Here is an 18,985-nt window from a genome sequence, read left to right on the forward strand (position 1 = left end):
TCTTAGTCTCATGCAATATCATATTACCTTTGAATAAATCATTTATACGCACTAATCAGATTCTGCAATTACTTTTGTGCAGCAGTATCTTGTTATACAATGATCAGAATTAAATCCATGTGATTTACCATCATCAACTTTTAGTTCATGAACTTTACCATTATCATCAATAATATAATTGGTAATTGGCATTGTTAAATCTGCCTTTTGACCATAACCATTCTCTATTGAATCAATAGATATCGTCTTGACGCCCAGTAGAACCATCTTGCAAGGTAATAAATGCAACTCCACCGATTGTATAGATTGGAAAGACATGTCGACTTGGATTCTTTTCATCCTAGACTTATATTTCACCACCTGGTGTATTGGTATACTAATCACCATGACAAAGTAGTAATCAGTAACAGCCATATTACCTATACTTGCGCGACCATCAACCCAATCCAAGCCCCTTTACCCATAGAATTGCCCTTACATATCTATATTTTACTAATTAATAAGATGAACCATTCCCATCTGAATCATCTAAACCCTCTTCTCTAGTCTCTTCTAATGCTTCTTTCTCTTCTAGTTCCTCATGTAACATAATTTCACTTGCTATATAAGGCAAAACATCATCAGAAATATCGTCTTTAGGTTTGGATGTTATCGTCACATCATTCTCAGCAATCGTTTTTTTAGCTACTTGAATCAATGTATAACCAAAAAGAAGTGTATAAGATAAATCTAGCAACTCATTCGGCCCATAATATGGAAACGAAACAATTGCTTGATAACCCACAAGAATATAACATAAATAACCCACTATATACATCAAAGGTACAAAATCATCTAAAAAAATATATATCTTCTTTTTCAACAAACATCCCTCTTTCTAAAAAATCATTGCATTACTTGTTCTTCTATGTATATTAATTATATCACTGTTATATTTATTCTTTATAAGAACTAAACCAATAACAAAAAAAATCCCAAGCCGGCTAAAACCAACTTGGGAGTCATTTTGTTATTTGGATCTTTAACAACCCAGCAAAGTGTACTAGTAGATATTAACGCTTTGAGAATTGTGAAGCCTTACGAGCTTTCTTAAGACCTGGCTTCTTACGTTCCTTCTTACGAGGGTCACGAGTAAGTAGACCAGCCTTCTTTAATGAAGCGCGGAAGTCAGGATCAACAGTCAATAGGGCACGGGCGATACCGTGACGGATTGCACCAGCTTGACCTGAGAAACCACCACCATCAACATTAACCAAAACATCATAGTTTCCTAGAGTTTCAGTGACGTTAAATGGTTGCACCATAACCTCACGCAAGTTAGCGAAAGGAATGTATTGTTCTGCTGAACGACCATTGATCGTGATTGCACCATTACCAGGTACTAAACGTACACGGGCAACAGAGTTCTTACGACGGCCAGTTCCAGAGTATTGTACTTGAGCCATGATTAAACTATTCTCCTTTCGTTAAATTAAATAAGGTTGGTGATATCCAACACTTCAGGGTTTTGAGCTGCGTGTGTGTGCTCTGAACCAGCAAACACATGTAGCTTCAAAGCTTGTTGGTGACCAAGAGTACCCTTTGGCAACATACCTTGAACTGAAAGTTCGATCAAACGTTGTGGGTTCTTCTCGCGCAAGTCACCTGCTTGACGCATCTTCAAACCACCTGGGTGATTTGAGTGGTGGTAATAAATCTTATCAGTGGCCTTCTTACCAGTCAAAGCGACTTTACCAGCATTGATAACGATAACGTTATCACCAGTATCGATGTTTGGTGTGTAAGTTGGCTTGTTCTTACCACGCAAGATTGATGCTACGACAGTTGACAAACGTCCCAATGCAATATCAGTTGCATCAACGACGTACCACTTGCGATCGATCTCACCTGGCTTTGCCATATAAGTTGTACGCATGGAAAATTTCCTCCAGTTTTCTGTTTGTTTACTTTACCAATAATTAAAAAGTCGTACCAGGACATTCCCATTTGTGGTTGGTAAACAATACCGAGTTCTATATTATCTTGTTTTTTAAGAATAGTCAATGAAATGTCCTTGACATCTTTCATCTTTTTTAATATTTAACGTCCATTAAATATAAGCCTTGGGCAGGTGCTGTGAATTGGGCCTGTTGCCGATCTTTAACCGCAAATAACCGTTGAATGTCATTTACTGGTCGCACACCATTACCAATCTCTAATAAAACACCAACCATAATACGAATTTGATTATACAAAAAGCCATTACCTGAAAATTCAAACCAAATTTCTTCAATCTCTGGTTTGACCCACATTTTTGCTGAATAAACTGTGCGAACGGTCGTTTTTTGTTGATAACCTGAAGCGACAAAACTCAACCAGTCGTGTTCACCAACATAGTCACCAATCGCTTGTTGCATAAGTTCCGGCTTTAAACGCCGATGCCAATGACCTGTGTAGTTACGTTTAAATGGGTCAATATATTCACTCGTCGAAAAACGATAAAAGTATGTTTTATCATGCGCATTGAATTGTGCATGAAAATCATCACTAACCTTTTCAACTTTTTTAATGCCAATATCATAGGGCAACATCGTTGACAAACCCTTACGTACAGCATCAGCTGGAATATCAAATGGTAAATCAAAATGAGCGACTTGACCTTTTGCATGCACACGAGCATCAGTTCTGCCAGAACCTTGTACTCGAATATGTTCAGCAGGATGTTTTGCCATTTTATTAACGACTAATTCCATTTCAGCCTGTACTGTCCTTTTATTTGGTTGGACCTGCCAGCCAAAGAAGTCCGTCCCATCATAAGCAATGGTTGCTTTATAACGTGGCATGTTTAAAATCCTTTCTACATCATCCAACGTGTTGCAATCAAAGCAACAGTAAAGATGATAAATCCAATAATGGCAATCGTATCTTGCGTATGCCATGTTAACACACGATATTTTGTTCGTTGGTCACCACCACGATAACCACGCGCTTCCATTGCATCTCCCAGCTCAATTGCTCGTTTAATCGCATTCACAAATAATGGAATTAACAATGGCACAAATGATTTTATACGTGCCATCAGACCGCCTTCATTAAATCGCACACCACGTGCACGTTGCGCATTCATAATACTTTGTGCTTCGTCCATCAATGTTGGCACAAATCGTAAAGCAATTGATAGCATTAGCGCCAATTCAGAAACTGGTAACCCAATTTTTTTAAAGGGTTTTAACAAACTTTCCATCCCATCAGCTACTGCCAAAGGTTGCGTGGTCAAGGTCAAGATCGTTGAAAACATAATAATCAACATAAAACGGACAAATACCACAATACTGTTGATAACACCGTCTGTTGTGATCGTTATAAACGCCCAATGAACCAACACATCCCCAGTTTGCACGAAAAATAGTTGCAATAACGTGGTAATCAGCATCAATAAAATCAATGGACGTACACCCCGTATAAACACCCCTACGCCGAGTCCTGTTAGCATAATAGCAAATAAGGTAAACACTGCAGCTAAAAGATAGCCAATGACATTATTTGCAAAGAAGACCACAAAGATAAAAGCAATGCTCAACACTAATTTTGTACGGGCATCAAGCCGATGAATCCACGAATGTCCAGGCATATAACGCCCAATAATCATATTACTGAACATTATCCACCTCCTTGCTTAATTGTACCGCTAACTGATCTGCTAATTGATTAATATCTAAGACATCATGTAATACAATACCCTTTGTCGCTAATGCATCTGCAAATTGCTTTGCTGCAGGTACATCTAATTGTTTCTCGTGTAACCACTGTTCATCAGCAAAGATTTCTGCCGGTGTCCCTGATTTGACCACTGTACCATGTTCAAAAACCACAACATGATCAGCATACTGTGCCACATATTCCATTTGATGAGTAATCAAAACAACTGTTATTTGTCGTTCATGCTGTAAATCTGTGAACAAGGTCATTAATTCTCGTTGTCCTTGTGGATCTAAGCCAGCAGTCGGTTCATCCAAAATCAATAAATCTGGTTCCATAGCAAGGACACCAGCGATAGCAACTCGCCGCATCTGACCACCTGATAATTCAAACGGTGAACGTTCATATAGTTCAGAAGCAATACCAACTTTTTCCAAAGCCACTTCAGCAGCAGCACGAGCAGCTTCTTCAGATGCACCAAAATTTTTAGGACCAAACATAACGTCTTTTATAACAGTTTGTTCAAATAATTGAGCTTCTGGAAATTGAAACACTAACCCAATATGTGCTCGCATATTATTTAGTTCTTTCAATTTTGTATCAGCTGTCACAACTTGCTTACCAACCGTTACCTGACCTGTCGTTGGTAACACCAAGCCATCTAAATGTTGTACCATTGTTGATTTACCAGAACCAGTGTGCCCAATCACTGCCGTAAATTTACCCTCAGGCATTTCAAACGAAACGTCATGCAAACCAGGGGTCGCAAATGGTGTATTAGGCTGATATGTAAATCCTACTTGGTCGAAATTGATTGCCATAACCATGTCACCAACCCTTCTGTTGTCAAATACTCATTTGGCACGGTAATACCACGTTCACGTAATTGTTCTTTTAATTGTTCAGCAAACGGCACCGCTAAGCCAAAGCGACGTAATTGTGCAGCATTTGCAAAAATTTCCGCTGGTAACCCTGTTTCAACGAGCTCGCCATCATTAATAACGATGACCCGATCGGCACTCGCTGCCTCATCAATATCATGTGTAATCGAAATAACTGTTAAATCATTACCCATATGTTCTTTCAACTCACGTACTAAAGCTAACATCTCACGACGCCCATTTGGATCAAGCATTGCTGTTGCTTCATCTAAAATTAAAATTTTAGGTTGTAGCGCCAATACGGAAGCAATCGCGACACGTTGCTTTTGTCCACCAGAGAGACGCGCTGGTTCACGATCAGCAAATGGCTTCATCTGAACTTCTGCCAGCGCTGCATCCACTCGTTTTATCATTTCATCACGTGGCACCCCACGATTTTCCATCCCAAATGCAACATCATCCGCAACAGTTGCCCCAACAAATTGATTATCCGGATTTTGAAAAACCATGCCAACCATGTCACGAATCGTCCACATGTTGTCTTCATTAGCAATCACATCATTAATTTTAATTTCACCAGCTGTTGGTGCTAATAAGTAGTTTAATAATTTTGCAAATGTTGATTTACCAGAACCATTGTGTCCGATAATCGCCACCCACTCACCTTGATTGATTGTCAATGACAAATCACGTAAGGCAGGTACATCACTATTTGGATATGCGTAAGTCACATGCGACAACGAAATAATTGGCGTCATGTCTGCGCCCCCTTTGTATTTTCTCATAACTATAATCATAACAAATTAATGGTCAATATGCTGTGAAATGTTCAATTCATCTTATTTTATCAGTGTTTACCCCGTTTGACACGTTGTATTCCCCCAGCTAGAATAAAAACATACTATATTCGCTTTTTGCTAGTCATTCACTAGTTGATCAATAAGGAGTTTTTATGTCAGATATTGATTTAACACGTTCCGCAGATTACCGTAACGTGACTGATTTTTATAAAGGAAAAACTGATGATGAAATTCGGACTGCATTAGATATGCACCGTGGTGATATGATTTCCATTATGCAAAATTTAAGTCATGACTTTAACAAAGCATCTGCCGTTCGTAACAGCAATGCATTTGGCATGCGTAAATTGATTTTCTTGAATCCTGAAAACCCAGCTATTCCTGATGCCAAAGAAGGCATTAAAAAATGGGATCGCCGTGGTTCCTTAGGTACACAGAATTATGAACATATTGAACATCATCGCATCACCGATTATCCAGCAATCTTTGCACAACTACATAAACAAGGTTATACCATTTATGCCGTTGATAACACGCCAGGATACGAACCACAATCACTATATGAGATGCATTTCCCAGCAAAATCAGCCTTTTTATTTGGTGAGGAAAAGCTAGGCTTAGCAGATGAGCTGATTGCTGCGGCCGATGCCATGGTTTACATTCCGCAATATGGTAGTGTGCGTTCAATCAATGTTGGTGTTGCTCACGGTGTGATTGCAGCATTTTATGCATCACAACATCAACCAAAATAATCGTAAAAAAATTACTGGTGACTTTTTAGCGAAGTCATCAGTAATTTTTTATTTCTTTAATATATTATTTGTGCATGTCGTTATAATGTGAACGTGCCTTACCGTACCATGACTTACCAAGTGTACGCTCTAGAAGTGGTGTTACCCAGTAATCCAAACCAATTGTGCGACCAGCGCCGTTCATCAAAGCTAGTGAAGCAAATGGTAGTAACAATGCGGCAACACTGACACCAGTACCAGCAAAGACCATGACCAAACCAAAAATGAATCCAACAAAGGCTGCCCATGATGTCAACAAACCAAAGACTAGTAACCAGCCAATGATAGCGGCTAACATACCAGCACCACCACCGATGGTTGCTCCCACTGAAATCCACGTCATGCCCATGACAATACGCAAAGGTACTGACCACAAAACGTTACCAACACGTGATGTCCAACCAAAGAATGGGTTACGATCATTCGGTGTCCGGAAGAATTCATCCAATGTATATTGGAACATGTGGTAACCACTTGTAATTTGCATAAAGAAGTAGAAATTGATAATGTGCTTGAACATATTACCAATGAAACCAGTAACTGGTAGACCTTCTTTACCAATCTTCATATTACCAATTTGTTGTACCACACCAACTGTGTAGTGTGAGCCAATTGAAACGGCATAACCTTGGTAGTGACCCTTAAATTCATGACGATCACCAGTTTGACCGGTTACATCATAGACCACGTTAGGAACAACAGTATTAGCAGCTGATTCACCACCTTCAACTGTTTGTGGGGTCCAACCGGCACGTGGGTTATCAGGGTCTGCTAAGGCAGGCTCTTGATAAGCGGCCACATCACCAGCCACATAAATATCTGTCTCGCCTAAGGCACGTGAATACTCATCAGCTAAGAAACGACCACCAGGGCCTTGTTGCAAGCCCCACTTTGCACCTTGTGGCTTAGCCTTAACACCAGCAGTCCATACCAAAGTCTCAGTTGGCACCTCAGTACCATCCTTCAAGACAGCAGCATGTTCTTTAACTTCAACGACTCCTGCTGACTTACGCAAGTTAATACCATGATTAATCATGTATTGCTCACCCTTATCAGCTAACTTACGGTCTGATAACATGTTCAAAATAGTTGGTGCTGCTTCGATAACTTCCAATTTAATTTCTGATTCGTCCAAGTTGTTGGCGCGTGCCAATTCACGACGTTGATCAATCAATTCACCAGCTAACTCAACACCCGTAAATCCTGATCCAACAATTGCAATCGTTAGCTTTGCTGCACGCAAAGCTGGATCTGACTCCATCGCACCTTCACGAATTGTTTCTTCAATGTGTGCACGCAACTTAACGGCTTCTTCGAATGACCACAAGGTGTACCCATATTCTTCAACACCAGGTGTACCAAATGTGTTTGTGGTACCACCAGTTGCGATAACTAACTTCTCATACGTAAATTCACCTTCGGAAGTCTTAATTACCTTGGCCGTCTTATCAATATCTTCAACATTTGCAGTGACAATTTTTACATTTGATTGGTGCTTAAACAAAGTTCCCAAATCAAATTGGACGTGCTTTGGCTCAACACGCTTCGTTGCAACTTCATGCAACTCCGTCATATAAGTCATAAATGAATGACGATCAATCAAGACGATTTGATAATCGGTGTTCTTTAATTTCTTAGCTAATTTACGCGCAGTAAATACACCAGAAAATCCCGCTCCTACGATAATGATATTTTTACTAGACATACCAAGTTCTCCTCAATAAAATTCCTACAAAACAAATAAAATTTATAATTCCAATGATATATTGTATCGTTGAATTTCTTCTTTGTAAACATAGTTACCCAAAACGTTAAATGAAAGCGTTTTAATAAGAATGTTTCGCCACTTCCATTATAGCAATTTTTTAGGAAAATAATCATCAAAATATCATAAATATACAGTAAAAAGCGTACTTACTAAGATCAATCTTGTAAATACGCTTTCAATAAATTATTTTGCTAACATGCCATCGTGAATTTTATCAATATTCCACTTCACCATGCTGTAGTATGTGTCTCCTTGCGTCCCTTTCTTGGCCAAAGAATCTGTATAAATTTTTGAATAAATTGGTAAGCCTGTTTCCTTTGAAACTTGCTTCATCGACTTTGGTGATACCGAACTTTCAACAAACAATGATTTAACATCTGATTGCGCAATTTTTGCCAGTACTTGTTTCATTTGTTCAGGTGTTCCTTGAGCTTCTGTATTGATTTCCCAAATAAATGCTGGGGTAATACCGTATGCCTTCGAAAAGTACTTAAAGGCTCCTTCTGATGTCACAAGCAAGCGTTGCTTTGCCGGAATATCAGCGAACTTATTTTGTGCTTCCTGGTGCAATGTTCGTAGTTTCTTCACATAAGCGTTTGTTCGTTTTTGATAAGTTTTAGCATGTTTTGGATCCTTTTCCTGTAGCACATGACTAATCATTTGGACATATTTCACACCATTACTTAAGTCTAACCAAGCGTGTGGATCAGTTTCCTTTTCTTTACCAGCTGCCGTTAAATACATTGGTTTCACGTGCTTTGATGCAGCAAAAACTTCCTTATCATCACGTTTATTTGCTGTTTTTGTCAGCTTATTAAACCAACCACTACCACCAGTTTCTAAGTTCAATCCGTTATGGAACAATACATCTGCTTCTGTTGCAGCTGCAATATCGTTGGTCGTTGGATCATATTCATGAGGATCCGTACCACGTTTTACAATACTATAAACTTTCACATCCTTACCACCTACTTGCTCAACCATATCTTCTAAGATTGAATTAGTTGTAACGATACGTAGTTGCTGACCCTTTGTCGTTGATTGCTCACCGCGACTCTTAACAAACCAAATCACACTACCACCGATCAAAATAAGGGCAGCTAAGGTAATACTAATCTTCTTTAACATATTTAACTCCTAATTTGGCAATAAACCCTTGCTTTGGGGCAACAACGAATGAAATCAAGAAAATAATTGCAGCCACGAGTACGATTGCTGGACCAGATGCCCAATTCATCGTGTATGACAAGTACAAACCAACGATTGATGCCACTGCGCCAATGGTAGAAGACAAAAACAACATATGCACCAAACGATTTGTCCACAAGAAAGCTGTGGCTGCCGGCGTAATCAACATCGCCACAATTAGAATAATCCCCACGGTTTGCAAGGCTGATACAGTTACTAATGTCAAAATAATCATTAAACCATAATGAATAACGCTCGTATTCAAACCATATGACTTCGCAAAAACTTCATCAAATGATGTGATTTGTAATTCTTTGAATAACGCAACAACGAAGAGCACAACAATCGTTAAGACAATGACTGTTGAAATCAAATCTGAGTCTGATACAGCTAACACATTGCCAAATAAAATATGATGTAAGTTCGTTGATGATTCAGCCATTGAAATCAAGATGAATCCTAGGGCAAAAAATGCTGAAAAGACAATACCAATTGCTGTATCATTTTTTAACTTACTATTTGAAGCCACAAAACCAATTAATAAAGCTGCGATAACACCAAATACTGTTGCCCCGATCAATAAATTGATACCTAACATGTAAGCAACAGCCACCCCAGGCAGAACAGAATGTGAAATAGCATCACCCATTAATGACATCCCGCGTAAAATAATAAAACTACCAATAATACCTGACATGATGCCAACAATAATAGCAGCCATCAAAGCACTTTGTAAGAAATTGTAATGTCCTAAAGCATGTATAAATTCTACGAAACTTGCCATATTAAGCACCTGCCATCTTGTTAAACAGCACGGCACTTAAATCAGCTGAAAATGCTTGTTGCACATTTTCCTGAGTATAAACCGTTTCAACCGGACCGTGAGCAATCATACCATGGTTCATTATGAGTAAATCATCAAAGTAAGCAGCTACTTTATTCAAATCATGATGAACAACAATGATCGTTTTCCCTTCATTTCGCCAACCACGTAAAACATTCATGATTTCCTCTTCAGATTTCATATCAATACCGACAAAAGGTTCATCTAAAATAACCACATCTGCCTGTTGCACAATCGCACGCGCAACGAACACACGTTGTAATTGACCACCCGATAATTCACCAATTTGGCGATTAATGAATTCTGACAAATTCACTTGTGCCAATGCTTCTTTGGCTAACGCTTTTTCCTGATGACCAGGGCTTTTGAATAATCCTAACTTACCGTACGTCCCTGTTAGAACTACCTCAAAAACGCTGATCGGAAAGGTTAAGTCTAAGGCGGCACGTTGTTCAACATAAGCAATCTTCTGACGAACCTGATTAATGGCAACACCATCTAATGTCGCATTTCCCGAACGGCGAACTAATCCTAAAGCACCTTTGATCAGTGTTGACTTTCCGGCACCATTTGGACCAATAATTCCAGTGATTTTACCTGATGAAAAAGCAACAGATAAATCTTTAAAGACAGGCACATTGCTGTAGGCGACTGTCAAGTCGTTGATTTGCAGCATAAATATGTCTCCTATTTCATAAAATATTTTTGTTGATTGAAATATTTTGTTTTCTCAAAACAACTTATTTATCATAATAAATTTCATGAAACTAATCAATATATTTTCTTAAATGAAAAATAACTGTAAACTGATATCAATTATGTAAAGAAAACTTTTACAACTGACTTATTTTATAAAAGCAAAATAAAAAACCACTAGATTTTTTCAACATCTAGTGGCTTTGCATCGTTAAAAATTTAAGCATCATTCTGCTAATTCGTGATATGTCTGCTTTGATAATTTTTCAATCAAATCAATCCCATCATCTTCAGTATCTGACCCATTCGTCAACACTGCAATGACATAATTTGCATGATCATTTTTCACATGACCAATACTATTAACGATCCAATCATCATCGTCATCAGGTAACCAGCCGTTTTTTAAGGCAATTTGAGCATTCTTTGGTACACCTGCTGAAATACCCCATCGTTGGTCCGATTCAACATGGCGCATTAATTTACGGGCATATTTTTGTGAATCTGGCGAAAAGATTTGACTATCATAAAAAATATTCCGTAATAAGGTCACTTGGTCAGTAGCTGTCGTTCTTGAACTACCCCACGCTTCAACATTCATTTTTGAATGGTTCATACCTAATTGATCAAATAACGTATCTGGTGCATCATACCCGCCCATTTGATACAACAAACTTGTAGTGGCATCGTTATCACTTTGTTCAATCATTAGAGATGCTTGATCTTGTTCATCATCTGACAGGGGTGTCCCCTCTGTTTCATGTTGGCTTAATAAATTACCTAATACCGAAACCTTGATAATACTGGCAGTTGGAAAAGTTTTGCGATCACTTTGCCGTGTTGTGATCAATTTTTTATTCTGTTCATCATAAACTGCAATGTCAACATTTGCCCCACTTTCATTGAGTGTTTCTTGCCAAGCTGCCGTTAAATTTTTTTCATGATTTGCTTGGTTGATTGTGGGTGAAATGGTTTTGATAATTTGCTTGTGATATGCCCCAATAATGACCATCATACTTATTAGTAAGATAGTAACAATAATTAATAATAATCTTTTTATTTTTTTAGTTTTTGTGTTCTTCTGACGTGAACGTTGCTCGCTTTGTTTTTTATTATTCATAAATAACAGTATACGACAAGTTTTAGTCAATTATGTTAATTAATTATCTAAACTATTTAACAAAAAAACAACGTTATTTCCTAAATAACTCGTATCGGCATGCTAAACACGACTATCTCTCGTCATACGATAACAATACCTAGCGAAATCGCTCACGATTAACATATGTGACAAAAGTTTTTTTAATGATATTTTGTAATTAATTGACAGCTTTCATTCTTGTTGACTTATTGCAAAATCAAGTGTAAAAAAAGCGACTTGCATACACAAGTCGCTTTTTTGTGTCATTTCTGACTATTGTCTAATGAACTGAATTACTTTACAGTTACAACGGCACCAGCTTCTTCAAGCTTTGCCTTCAATTCGTTAGCATCGTCTTCTGAAAGACCTTCCTTGATAACTGAAGGTGCATCGTCAACAAGACCCTTAGCGTCCTTCAAGCCCAAGCCAGTTGCTTCACGAACTGCCTTGATAACCTTAACCTTAGCAGTACCTGCTGAAGTCAACTCAACGTCGAATTCAGTCTTAGCAGCGGCGTCACCACCAGCTGCACCAGCTGCTGCAACAGGAGCAGCGGCTGAAACACCAAACTCTTCTTCAATAGCTGAAACCAAGTCAGCCAAGTCCATGATCGTAGCTTCCTTCAATGAAGCAATGATTGAATCCTTATCAAATGCCATGATAAATAATCTCCTCTTTATATTTGCGTTATTTGCAATTAATTTGTGGGCAAATGCCCGAAGTTAAGATGCGAACCTAAACAGACGCTTAGGCTTCAGCTTCTTCCTTTGCATCAGATACAGCCTTAACTGCATAGGCAAAGTTGCGAACAGGTGCTTGCAATGTTGACAACAACATTGATAGCAAACCGTCGCGATCTGGTAATGACGCATATTTATTGATTTCATCAATAGACACGATATTACCATCGATGAATCCACCCTTGATTTCCAAGGCGTCGATATCATCAGCATATTTCTTCAATACGCGTGCAGGTGCGATTGCATCGTCATTTGAAAAGGCGATTGCTGAAGGACCAGCAAATAGGTCGTTCAACTCACTCAAATCAGCAGCTTCAGCAGCGCGAACCAAGACTTTGTTCTTGATAACACGTAGCTCAACACCTTCTCCACGTAATTCAGCACGTAACTTGTTTGATTCCTCAACAGTCAAGCCACGAACGTCAGCAACTAGGGCAGACGTTGCGTTCTTGAACTTGTCAGCAACTTCAGAAACTTGTTGCGCTTTAATAGCAATGGTTGCTTCACTCATGGTGTAATGTTCCTCCTGTTTAGATTTTGATTCTCACCAAAAGACCCCCAGTACATGCTGCACCGGGGTCAAAAGTCGCTTACGCGTTTTTCACTTCCTCGGCGGGATATTAAGTCTTGCGACACCTGCGTCTTAGGTAGAATCGTTTTATTACTCAAACTACTTTATCAGGTAGTCGAGAAAGTGTCAATATTAACGCACACTATTTTAGAATGAACTAATTATAGTGAGGCAACATCGATGTTCACAGCAGGACCAAATGTTGAAGCAATCGATACGTGTTGTACGTATGTTCCCTTAACAGCGGCTGGACGTGAACGCAAGATAACATTAGACAATGCCTTGATGTTTCCTGCTAACTTGTCAGCATCAAATGATACTTTACCAACTGGGACAGCAACGTTTCCGTCACGGTCAGTACGGTAAGTAACCTTACCTGACTTTGCTTCTGAAACGGCTTTTGCAACGTCAAACGTTACAGTACCCGTCTTAGGGTTAGGCATCAAGCCCTTAGGTCCCAAGACACGTCCAACACGTCCAACTTGTGCCATCATATCTGGTGTTGCAACAGCAACATCAAAGTCTAACCAGCCACCCTGGATACGTTGTACTAAGTCAGCGGCACCAACAACATCAGCACCTGCTTCTTCAGCTTCTTTCGCCTTATCACCTTGTGCAAAGACCACAACAGTTTGGTCCTTACCAGTACCGTTAGGCAAAACAACGGCACCACGTAATTGTTGATCAGCTTGACGCGTATCAACGTTTAGATTAAATGCAATTTCAACAGTTGCATCAAACTTGGCAAAGTCAATTTCCTTCACCAATGCAGCAGCTTCTTCAACAGTGTATAACTTAGCACTGTCAACTTTTTCAGCAGCTGCTAAATAATTCTTACCATACTTAGCCATGGTAGCTATTCCTCCTTGCAAATGCGGTCAAATGGTCACTGACCTCCCGCTTGATCTTGCTTAGTTTCCTATGCGATCCGTACGTTACTTGTTAAATTAGCCTTCAACAGTGAAGCCCATTGAACGAGCAGTACCTTCAATCATGCGAACAGCTGCGTCTACGTCAGCTGCGTTTAGATCTTGCATCTTAGTTTCTGCAATCTCACGTACTTGTGCTGCAGTAACTGTAGCGACCTTCTTCGTGTTAGGCTCACCAGAACCCTTTTCAACACCAGCGGCCTTCTTCAAAAGAACAGCTGCTGGTGGCGTCTTAGTAACGAACTCGAATGAACGATCTTCATACACAGTAATAACTACAGGAATTAGCAAACCACCTTGATCAGCGGTACGAGCATTAAACTCCTTTGCGAATCCCATGATGTTAACACCAGCTTGACCCAAAGCAGGTCCAACTGGAGGTGCAGGTGTTGCCTTACCGGCTGGAATCTGCAACTTAACAATACTTGAAACTTTCTTAGCCACGATTGTTTCCTCCTTCGTGTTTGTGGTGTAAATGGCGCGTTTCGATTTACGCCTCCCACATATGCATCTGATGATGACACATACTGTATTATAGTAACAAAACACCTAGCCCTTGGCAAGCTAAGTGTTCAAGTTTCATCATTTATCTTTATTTTACTGGCTTGATATCATTAAATGAAATCTGGGTTGGTGTATCACGACCAAACATGTTCATTAAGACAGTAACTTCTTGATGTTCATCATCAATCGCTGTGACTTCGCCTTCTTGACCAGCAAAGCTACCTGAAATAACATCAACTGAATCACCAATCGTCACATCCAAATGTTCAACCTTACGTTCAACCAAATTCATACGAGCTAACATATCATCAACTTCTTCTGGCAACAAAGGCACTGGTTTTGAACCACCACCGTGAGATCCCAAAAAGCCAGTCACACCTGGTGTATTACGAACAACATACCAAGCTTCATCGGTCATAATCATTTCAACTAAAGCATAACCTGGAAAGTCATTTTCTTTAACGATCTTCGTTTCGCCATCTTTTTCAACTTCGACTTCTTGTTCTGGTACCAAGACACGGAAGATATAATCCGTCATACCCATTGTTTCAATACGTGATTCCAAATTTGATTTCACACGATTCTCGTATCCTGCATATGTGTGCAAAACGTACCATTGCTTATCGAATGACTCAGTTGCCATGATTGCCTCCTCAGACTGTTTGACCTAAATTTTTGTAAATTAAAAACCCTCATCAGTGAGGGCTTTACTTGTCAATTAATAGCTTTAGTATAGCGCATTTTCATTACTTAGACAACCAAGTAATCCCTTGTTCGAATATCCAATCAGCTGCACCAAATATCAAGGCAAAGGCTAGACCGGTAACCACAACAATGGTTGTATTATGAACATTTTCGCGAAATGTTGGCCAAGTAACGGTATGCATTTCTTTAATAACACTTTTTATAAACTTCATCTGTAACCCTCTGTTAGCTATCCTACATTGTTTCACGATGTAACGTGTGATTACCGCAATACTTACAAAACTTTTTTACCTGTAGTCGTTCAACGCGCGTTGGCTTTTTAACGACCATATAATTTCGTGAACCACAAACACTACATGCTAAAGCGACTTTCTTTACTGCCATTTGGCGCCACCGCTCTTCCTAATTTCTATTTTCGTAACTTAAAGTGTATCACTTTTATGATGAAACGACTAGTTATTTTTCATTTCTAGTGCATACAGTTGTTGCCATTTACGACGAATACCATAACACCAAGAACGTGATCGTTTGATTCGTCGAGCCGCTTCTGTCATACCATAACCACGTACTAATAATAACACTAATTCACGTTCCTTAGCAGGTAACGTGACATACCATTCTAAAATAAAACTAGCCAATCCTTGTTGCTTCGTTACAAATTGTTCACATGCTTGTTGATCAACATATGGCAACACGTCATCAGTCATCACAGGAATTTGAAAATCTAACACCCGATACTCACACCGCCATAATTGCACGATATGCGTTTGAAGCGCTTGTTTGTAATACAATGTCAATGCGGCCCATGTTTGGTTATGTAACAGACGTAAGGTCTTATGAAGGACAACACCACATTCATGACGCCAGTCAAGTGGCTGTTGTCGTGACCGTTGTTGTTGATAAGTCTTCCAAATCAATCCCTCAAATTCACATAAAATCGTTTGAAATGCGATGTCATCACCTGCTTGGGCTAATGGAATTAAACTTGCTCGATTTTTACGCACATGGTTCACCTTCCTTATTAGTGTAAGAAAAGGATACTAACAAATCATTGTTTTGCCATGTTTATTTGTAACAAATAGGCCAGTTAACTAACCAATATGCTGTCTTAACACACGCAATTATGACAATGGGTGGCGACTATTATAACCTTGATAAATAAGCAAGCTAGCTGCAACAGAAGCATTCAAACTTTGTACATGTCCAATCATCGGAATCGTTAAGGTTTCATCAACAGACTTCTTTAATAGTGTTGAAATACCCTTACCTTCATTACCAATAATCAGTGCTGTTGCGCCTTGAGCATTCCAACGACGGTAATCTTGTCCATCCATATCAGTACCAAAAATCCAAACACCACGCTCTTTTAATTGCGCAACAGTTTGTACTAAATTCGTCACACGAGCGACTGGTACATGCTCAATTGCGCCAGTTGACGTTTTAGCAACGACTGAGGTTAATTGTACAGCTCGCCGTTTTGGAATAATGATACCATGAACACCAGCAGCATCTGCCGTTCGCATGATTGAACCTAAGTTGTGTGGATCTTCAATAGAATCAAGGACTAAGAAAAAAGGTGCTTCATCTTTTTCAGCAGCTTTCGCAAATAAATCATCAATCGTTGCATATGCATATGCTGCAATTGATAACACGACCCCTTGATGATTTTCACCATTCGTTAATTCATCAAGTTTTGCTTTGGGTGTTTCTTGAATAACTAATCCTTTTTTCTTCGCTAACGTTGTGATTTCATGACGAACCTTATCAGCTAAACCATTTTGCAACCAAACTTTATTAATCTCAGTCCGACCTTTTAAAGCTTCCACAGCGGCATGATGACCATACACAAATTCAACTTGATCATCATCTTGTTGTTCATGTGTTTGACTATCACGTTGGTGCTTTGGTCGGTGATTTGTTTGTTGCCTATTATTTCGTTGTCCCATGATTAACTGTTCGCCCACTTTCTACTTGTTCATAAATCCATGCAATAAGTTCTTCCAAACGTGCCGTTTGTTCACTTGCACCAAGATAACCAATCACGGCTTCAAAACCGGTTGAAATACGATAAGTCACCACATCCGTATTTTTGGCCTTGGTATGCGAATTTGCATTACGGCCACGTTTAAAATACTGATATTCTGTCTCAGTATAAATCCCTTCTGCTTCAATTAACGCATATAATGCGGCATGTGCCTTGGCTGAAACATATTTCTTTGATTCACGTTGTAACTTGGCAGGCTTTGTAATACCTTTTGCTAATAGGTGTTGTCGAATATAAACTTCATAGACCGCATCCCCATAGTAGGCCAAATCAAGTCCATTAAGTTGTTCATAATTTATCTTTTCATTCATGTTTCCTATCATAACATTTTATGTGCTGAAAATGGATACAAACTCATCAAGATAGCACGTGTTATACCAGAGTTTGGTGCCATTTTCTAATCAACTTTAATTCAGCAGGCGTAATTTTACCTTGTTGTTGTGCAACTTGCAGTAAACTAGAAAAATTGGTCAATGATGAAAATGTTGTTTGAGCTGCTGCAAAATTCTTTGCTGCTACTGGCAATTCATAAGAAAAAATAGAAACAACACCGAGGACATCACCACCTGCGACACGTGTTGCTTCAACCGCACCTAATACTGAGCCACCTGTTGAAATTAAGTCATCGATAAGCACAACTTTTTGCCCAGCAGTCAACGCACCCTCAATTTGTTTACCTGTCCCATGATCTTTAGGCTTTGAGCGAACATAAATCATTGGTAACGCTAATGCCTCAGCAACCCACGCCGCATGTGGGATGCCAGCTGTCGCAACGCCGCCAATAACAGCAACGTCCGGATAATTTTTTTTGATCAATGCCACTAGACCAGCAATAATGATACGACGTGCTTTGGGAAATGAAATTGTTTTGCGATTATCAGTGTAAATTGGACTTTTTATACCAGATGCCCAAGTAAACGGATCGTTAGGTTGTAATTTTACTGCTCCAACCTCTAACAATGCAGCCGCGACGTCATTTTGATAATTTACCATGTTTTATCCCTCATAAAATTCTTTCATAACCTGTTGATAAGTATTAACCGGATTCACTGCTTGAGTAATCGAACGACCAACAACAATGCCATTGGCCCCACGGTGGCGTGCTTGTGCTGGTGTCATCACACGATTTTGATCACCTTTATCATCTCCTAATAGTCGAATACCTGGTGTAATTGACAGAAATGTCTCATCCGTTGCTAAATGAATGGCTTCACTTTCATAGGCTGATGAAATCACACCTGCCATACCCGATTTCGCAGCTAATTTTGCCAAATGAATCACTGAATCATTCAAAGAGACTGCTAACTGTTGCGTCTTTTGTAATTCAGCTGCTGTAAATGACGTTAATTGTGTAATTGCCAATAGCTTCACATGACTATGTGTCAATAACGTCGCTTCTTTAGCCGCTGCTAACATGCGTTCACCACCAGCTGCATGTAATGTTAAATAATCAATGCCAAGTTGCGCCAAATTTTTGGTTGCTTGACCTACAGTATGTGGAATGTCGTACAATTTTAAATCAAGAAAAACCGTGTAGCCTTGTTCTTTCAAATCCAAAACGAATCGTGGCCCTTCCCGATAAAATAATTCCATGCCGACTTTCAATGCTAACGGTTGTTTTGTTGGAAATGACTTCAAAAACCGCCAGGCAACTTTAGCATCTGGAAAATCTAATGCAATAAAGATTGGTTCTTGATCATTCATA

General features: G+C 39.3%; 26 protein-coding genes and 1 other annotated feature. Of the genes, 1 reads left to right on the forward strand and 25 read right to left on the reverse strand.

Translation table 11 applies throughout. The features are described 5' to 3' along the window. Nucleotides 1-51 precede the first annotated feature (51 nt). The 8 genes from ACSKY2_RS05340 to ACSKY2_RS05375 all read right to left on the reverse strand — a co-directional run bounded on the left by ACSKY2_RS05340 (nucleotide 52) and on the right by ACSKY2_RS05375 (nucleotide 5,317). Entirely contained in the window at nucleotides 52-339 is a 288-nt protein-coding gene (locus tag ACSKY2_RS05340) for a hypothetical protein (RefSeq protein ID WP_491737211.1), read from the reverse strand. A 157-nt stretch (nucleotides 340-496) separates the two neighbouring features. Continuing rightward, nucleotides 497-862, reverse strand: coding sequence for a hypothetical protein (locus ACSKY2_RS05345; RefSeq protein ID WP_489877041.1), 366 nt, complete (start codon nucleotides 860-862; stop codon nucleotides 497-499). Nucleotides 863-1,052: 190 nt separating this feature from the next. Further along, nucleotides 1,053-1,445, reverse strand: a complete 393-nt coding sequence (rpsI, locus tag ACSKY2_RS05350) for a 30S ribosomal protein S9 (protein WP_002827907.1) — start codon at nucleotides 1,443-1,445, stop codon at nucleotides 1,053-1,055. A 26-nt stretch (nucleotides 1,446-1,471) separates the two neighbouring features. After that, nucleotides 1,472-1,915: a 50S ribosomal protein L13 gene (rplM, locus tag ACSKY2_RS05355; RefSeq protein ID WP_002827909.1), complete on the reverse strand. Its 444-nt coding sequence runs from the start codon at nucleotides 1,913-1,915 to the stop codon at nucleotides 1,472-1,474. A gap of 157 nt (nucleotides 1,916-2,072) precedes the next feature. Continuing rightward, on the reverse strand, nucleotides 2,073-2,822 hold the full coding sequence (gene truA, locus ACSKY2_RS05360) for a tRNA pseudouridine(38-40) synthase TruA (protein WP_489840764.1): 750 nt from the start codon (nucleotides 2,820-2,822) through the stop codon (nucleotides 2,073-2,075). A gap of 14 nt (nucleotides 2,823-2,836) precedes the next feature. After that, the gene (locus ACSKY2_RS05365; RefSeq protein ID WP_489877042.1) at nucleotides 2,837-3,640 is read right to left on the reverse strand and encodes an energy-coupling factor transporter transmembrane component T family protein; all 804 of its coding nucleotides are present in this window, start codon (nucleotides 3,638-3,640) and stop codon (nucleotides 2,837-2,839) included. Then, nucleotides 3,630-4,499, reverse strand: a complete 870-nt coding sequence (locus tag ACSKY2_RS05370) for an energy-coupling factor transporter ATPase (protein WP_489877043.1) — start codon at nucleotides 4,497-4,499, stop codon at nucleotides 3,630-3,632. The genes ACSKY2_RS05365 and ACSKY2_RS05370 overlap by 11 nt, the downstream gene beginning before the upstream one ends. Further along, complete coding sequence (locus ACSKY2_RS05375) at nucleotides 4,475-5,317, reverse strand: energy-coupling factor ABC transporter ATP-binding protein (protein ID WP_489877044.1); 843 nt, start codon at nucleotides 5,315-5,317, stop codon at nucleotides 4,475-4,477. Before ACSKY2_RS05375 ends, ACSKY2_RS05370 begins: the two co-directional genes overlap by 25 nt. Nucleotides 5,318-5,511: 194 nt before the next feature. On the opposite strand from ACSKY2_RS05375, the gene ACSKY2_RS05380 reads away from it, so the two are divergent. Continuing rightward, nucleotides 5,512-6,111 (forward strand): TrmH family RNA methyltransferase, encoded by a 600-nt coding sequence (locus ACSKY2_RS05380; RefSeq protein ID WP_489840760.1) that lies wholly within the window; start codon nucleotides 5,512-5,514, stop codon nucleotides 6,109-6,111. 64 nt (nucleotides 6,112-6,175) lie between these two features. Here ACSKY2_RS05380 and ACSKY2_RS05385 read toward each other — a convergent pair whose 3' ends face one another. The 17 genes from ACSKY2_RS05385 to pyrF all read right to left on the reverse strand — a co-directional run bounded on the left by ACSKY2_RS05385 (nucleotide 6,176) and on the right by pyrF (nucleotide 18,984). Then, a complete protein-coding gene (locus ACSKY2_RS05385) occupies nucleotides 6,176-7,855 on the reverse strand; it encodes an NAD(P)/FAD-dependent oxidoreductase (RefSeq protein ID WP_489877045.1) in 1,680 nt (559 codons plus the stop codon). Nucleotides 7,856-8,101: 246 nt separating this feature from the next. Continuing rightward, complete coding sequence (locus tag ACSKY2_RS05390; protein WP_489877046.1) at nucleotides 8,102-9,046, reverse strand: metal ABC transporter solute-binding protein, Zn/Mn family; 945 nt, start codon at nucleotides 9,044-9,046, stop codon at nucleotides 8,102-8,104. Then, nucleotides 9,030-9,890 (reverse strand): metal ABC transporter permease, encoded by an 861-nt coding sequence (locus ACSKY2_RS05395; protein WP_489877047.1) that lies wholly within the window; start codon nucleotides 9,888-9,890, stop codon nucleotides 9,030-9,032. The genes ACSKY2_RS05390 and ACSKY2_RS05395 overlap by 17 nt, the downstream gene beginning before the upstream one ends. Before the next feature lies 1 nt (nucleotide 9,891). After that, on the reverse strand, nucleotides 9,892-10,626 hold the full coding sequence (locus ACSKY2_RS05400) for a metal ABC transporter ATP-binding protein (RefSeq protein WP_489877048.1): 735 nt from the start codon (nucleotides 10,624-10,626) through the stop codon (nucleotides 9,892-9,894). A gap of 246 nt (nucleotides 10,627-10,872) precedes the next feature. Then, nucleotides 10,873-11,766: a serine hydrolase gene (locus ACSKY2_RS05405; RefSeq protein WP_489877049.1), complete on the reverse strand. Its 894-nt coding sequence runs from the start codon at nucleotides 11,764-11,766 to the stop codon at nucleotides 10,873-10,875. Nucleotides 11,767-12,080: 314 nt separating this feature from the next. After that, nucleotides 12,081-12,446, reverse strand: coding sequence for a 50S ribosomal protein L7/L12 (gene rplL, locus ACSKY2_RS05410; protein ID WP_489840754.1), 366 nt, complete (start codon nucleotides 12,444-12,446; stop codon nucleotides 12,081-12,083). Between the two features lie 88 nt (nucleotides 12,447-12,534). Beyond that, on the reverse strand, nucleotides 12,535-13,038 hold the full coding sequence (gene rplJ, locus ACSKY2_RS05415) for a 50S ribosomal protein L10 (RefSeq protein WP_489840753.1): 504 nt from the start codon (nucleotides 13,036-13,038) through the stop codon (nucleotides 12,535-12,537). Between the two features lie 29 nt (nucleotides 13,039-13,067). Further along, nucleotides 13,068-13,193, reverse strand: a sequence feature (ribosomal protein L10 leader region). A 66-nt stretch (nucleotides 13,194-13,259) separates the two neighbouring features. After that, nucleotides 13,260-13,949 (reverse strand): 50S ribosomal protein L1, encoded by a 690-nt coding sequence (gene rplA, locus ACSKY2_RS05420; protein ID WP_489877050.1) that lies wholly within the window; start codon nucleotides 13,947-13,949, stop codon nucleotides 13,260-13,262. A gap of 96 nt (nucleotides 13,950-14,045) precedes the next feature. Beyond that, nucleotides 14,046-14,471: a 50S ribosomal protein L11 gene (gene rplK / locus ACSKY2_RS05425; protein WP_002827926.1), complete on the reverse strand. Its 426-nt coding sequence runs from the start codon at nucleotides 14,469-14,471 to the stop codon at nucleotides 14,046-14,048. A 148-nt stretch (nucleotides 14,472-14,619) separates the two neighbouring features. Continuing rightward, nucleotides 14,620-15,174 carry a transcription termination/antitermination protein NusG gene (gene nusG, locus ACSKY2_RS05430; RefSeq protein ID WP_489840751.1) on the reverse strand — a complete coding sequence of 185 codons (555 nt, stop codon included), beginning with the start codon at nucleotides 15,172-15,174 and terminating at the stop codon, nucleotides 14,620-14,622. 103 nt (nucleotides 15,175-15,277) lie between these two features. After that, nucleotides 15,278-15,448, reverse strand: coding sequence for a preprotein translocase subunit SecE (secE, locus tag ACSKY2_RS05435; protein ID WP_489840750.1), 171 nt, complete (start codon nucleotides 15,446-15,448; stop codon nucleotides 15,278-15,280). Between the two features lie 22 nt (nucleotides 15,449-15,470). Beyond that, a complete protein-coding gene (gene rpmG, locus ACSKY2_RS05440) occupies nucleotides 15,471-15,620 on the reverse strand; it encodes a 50S ribosomal protein L33 (RefSeq protein ID WP_489840749.1) in 150 nt (49 codons plus the stop codon). Between the two features lie 68 nt (nucleotides 15,621-15,688). Then, entirely contained in the window at nucleotides 15,689-16,240 is a 552-nt protein-coding gene (locus ACSKY2_RS05445; RefSeq protein WP_489840748.1) for a hypothetical protein, read from the reverse strand. 117 nt (nucleotides 16,241-16,357) lie between these two features. Then, entirely contained in the window at nucleotides 16,358-17,182 is an 825-nt protein-coding gene (rlmB, locus tag ACSKY2_RS05450) for a 23S rRNA (guanosine(2251)-2'-O)-methyltransferase RlmB (protein ID WP_489877051.1), read from the reverse strand. Continuing rightward, entirely contained in the window at nucleotides 17,166-17,591 is a 426-nt protein-coding gene (locus ACSKY2_RS05455; protein ID WP_489840746.1) for a Mini-ribonuclease 3, read from the reverse strand. The genes rlmB and ACSKY2_RS05455 overlap by 17 nt, the downstream gene beginning before the upstream one ends. A gap of 61 nt (nucleotides 17,592-17,652) precedes the next feature. Next, nucleotides 17,653-18,273, reverse strand: coding sequence for an orotate phosphoribosyltransferase (gene pyrE, locus ACSKY2_RS05460; RefSeq protein ID WP_489877052.1), 621 nt, complete (start codon nucleotides 18,271-18,273; stop codon nucleotides 17,653-17,655). A 3-nt stretch (nucleotides 18,274-18,276) separates the two neighbouring features. Further along, nucleotides 18,277-18,984, reverse strand: coding sequence for an orotidine-5'-phosphate decarboxylase (gene pyrF, locus ACSKY2_RS05465; RefSeq protein ID WP_489877053.1), 708 nt, complete (start codon nucleotides 18,982-18,984; stop codon nucleotides 18,277-18,279). Nucleotide 18,985: the final 1 nt, after the last annotated feature.

Source organism: Weissella sp. ESL1156 (genome assembly GCF_058505625.1).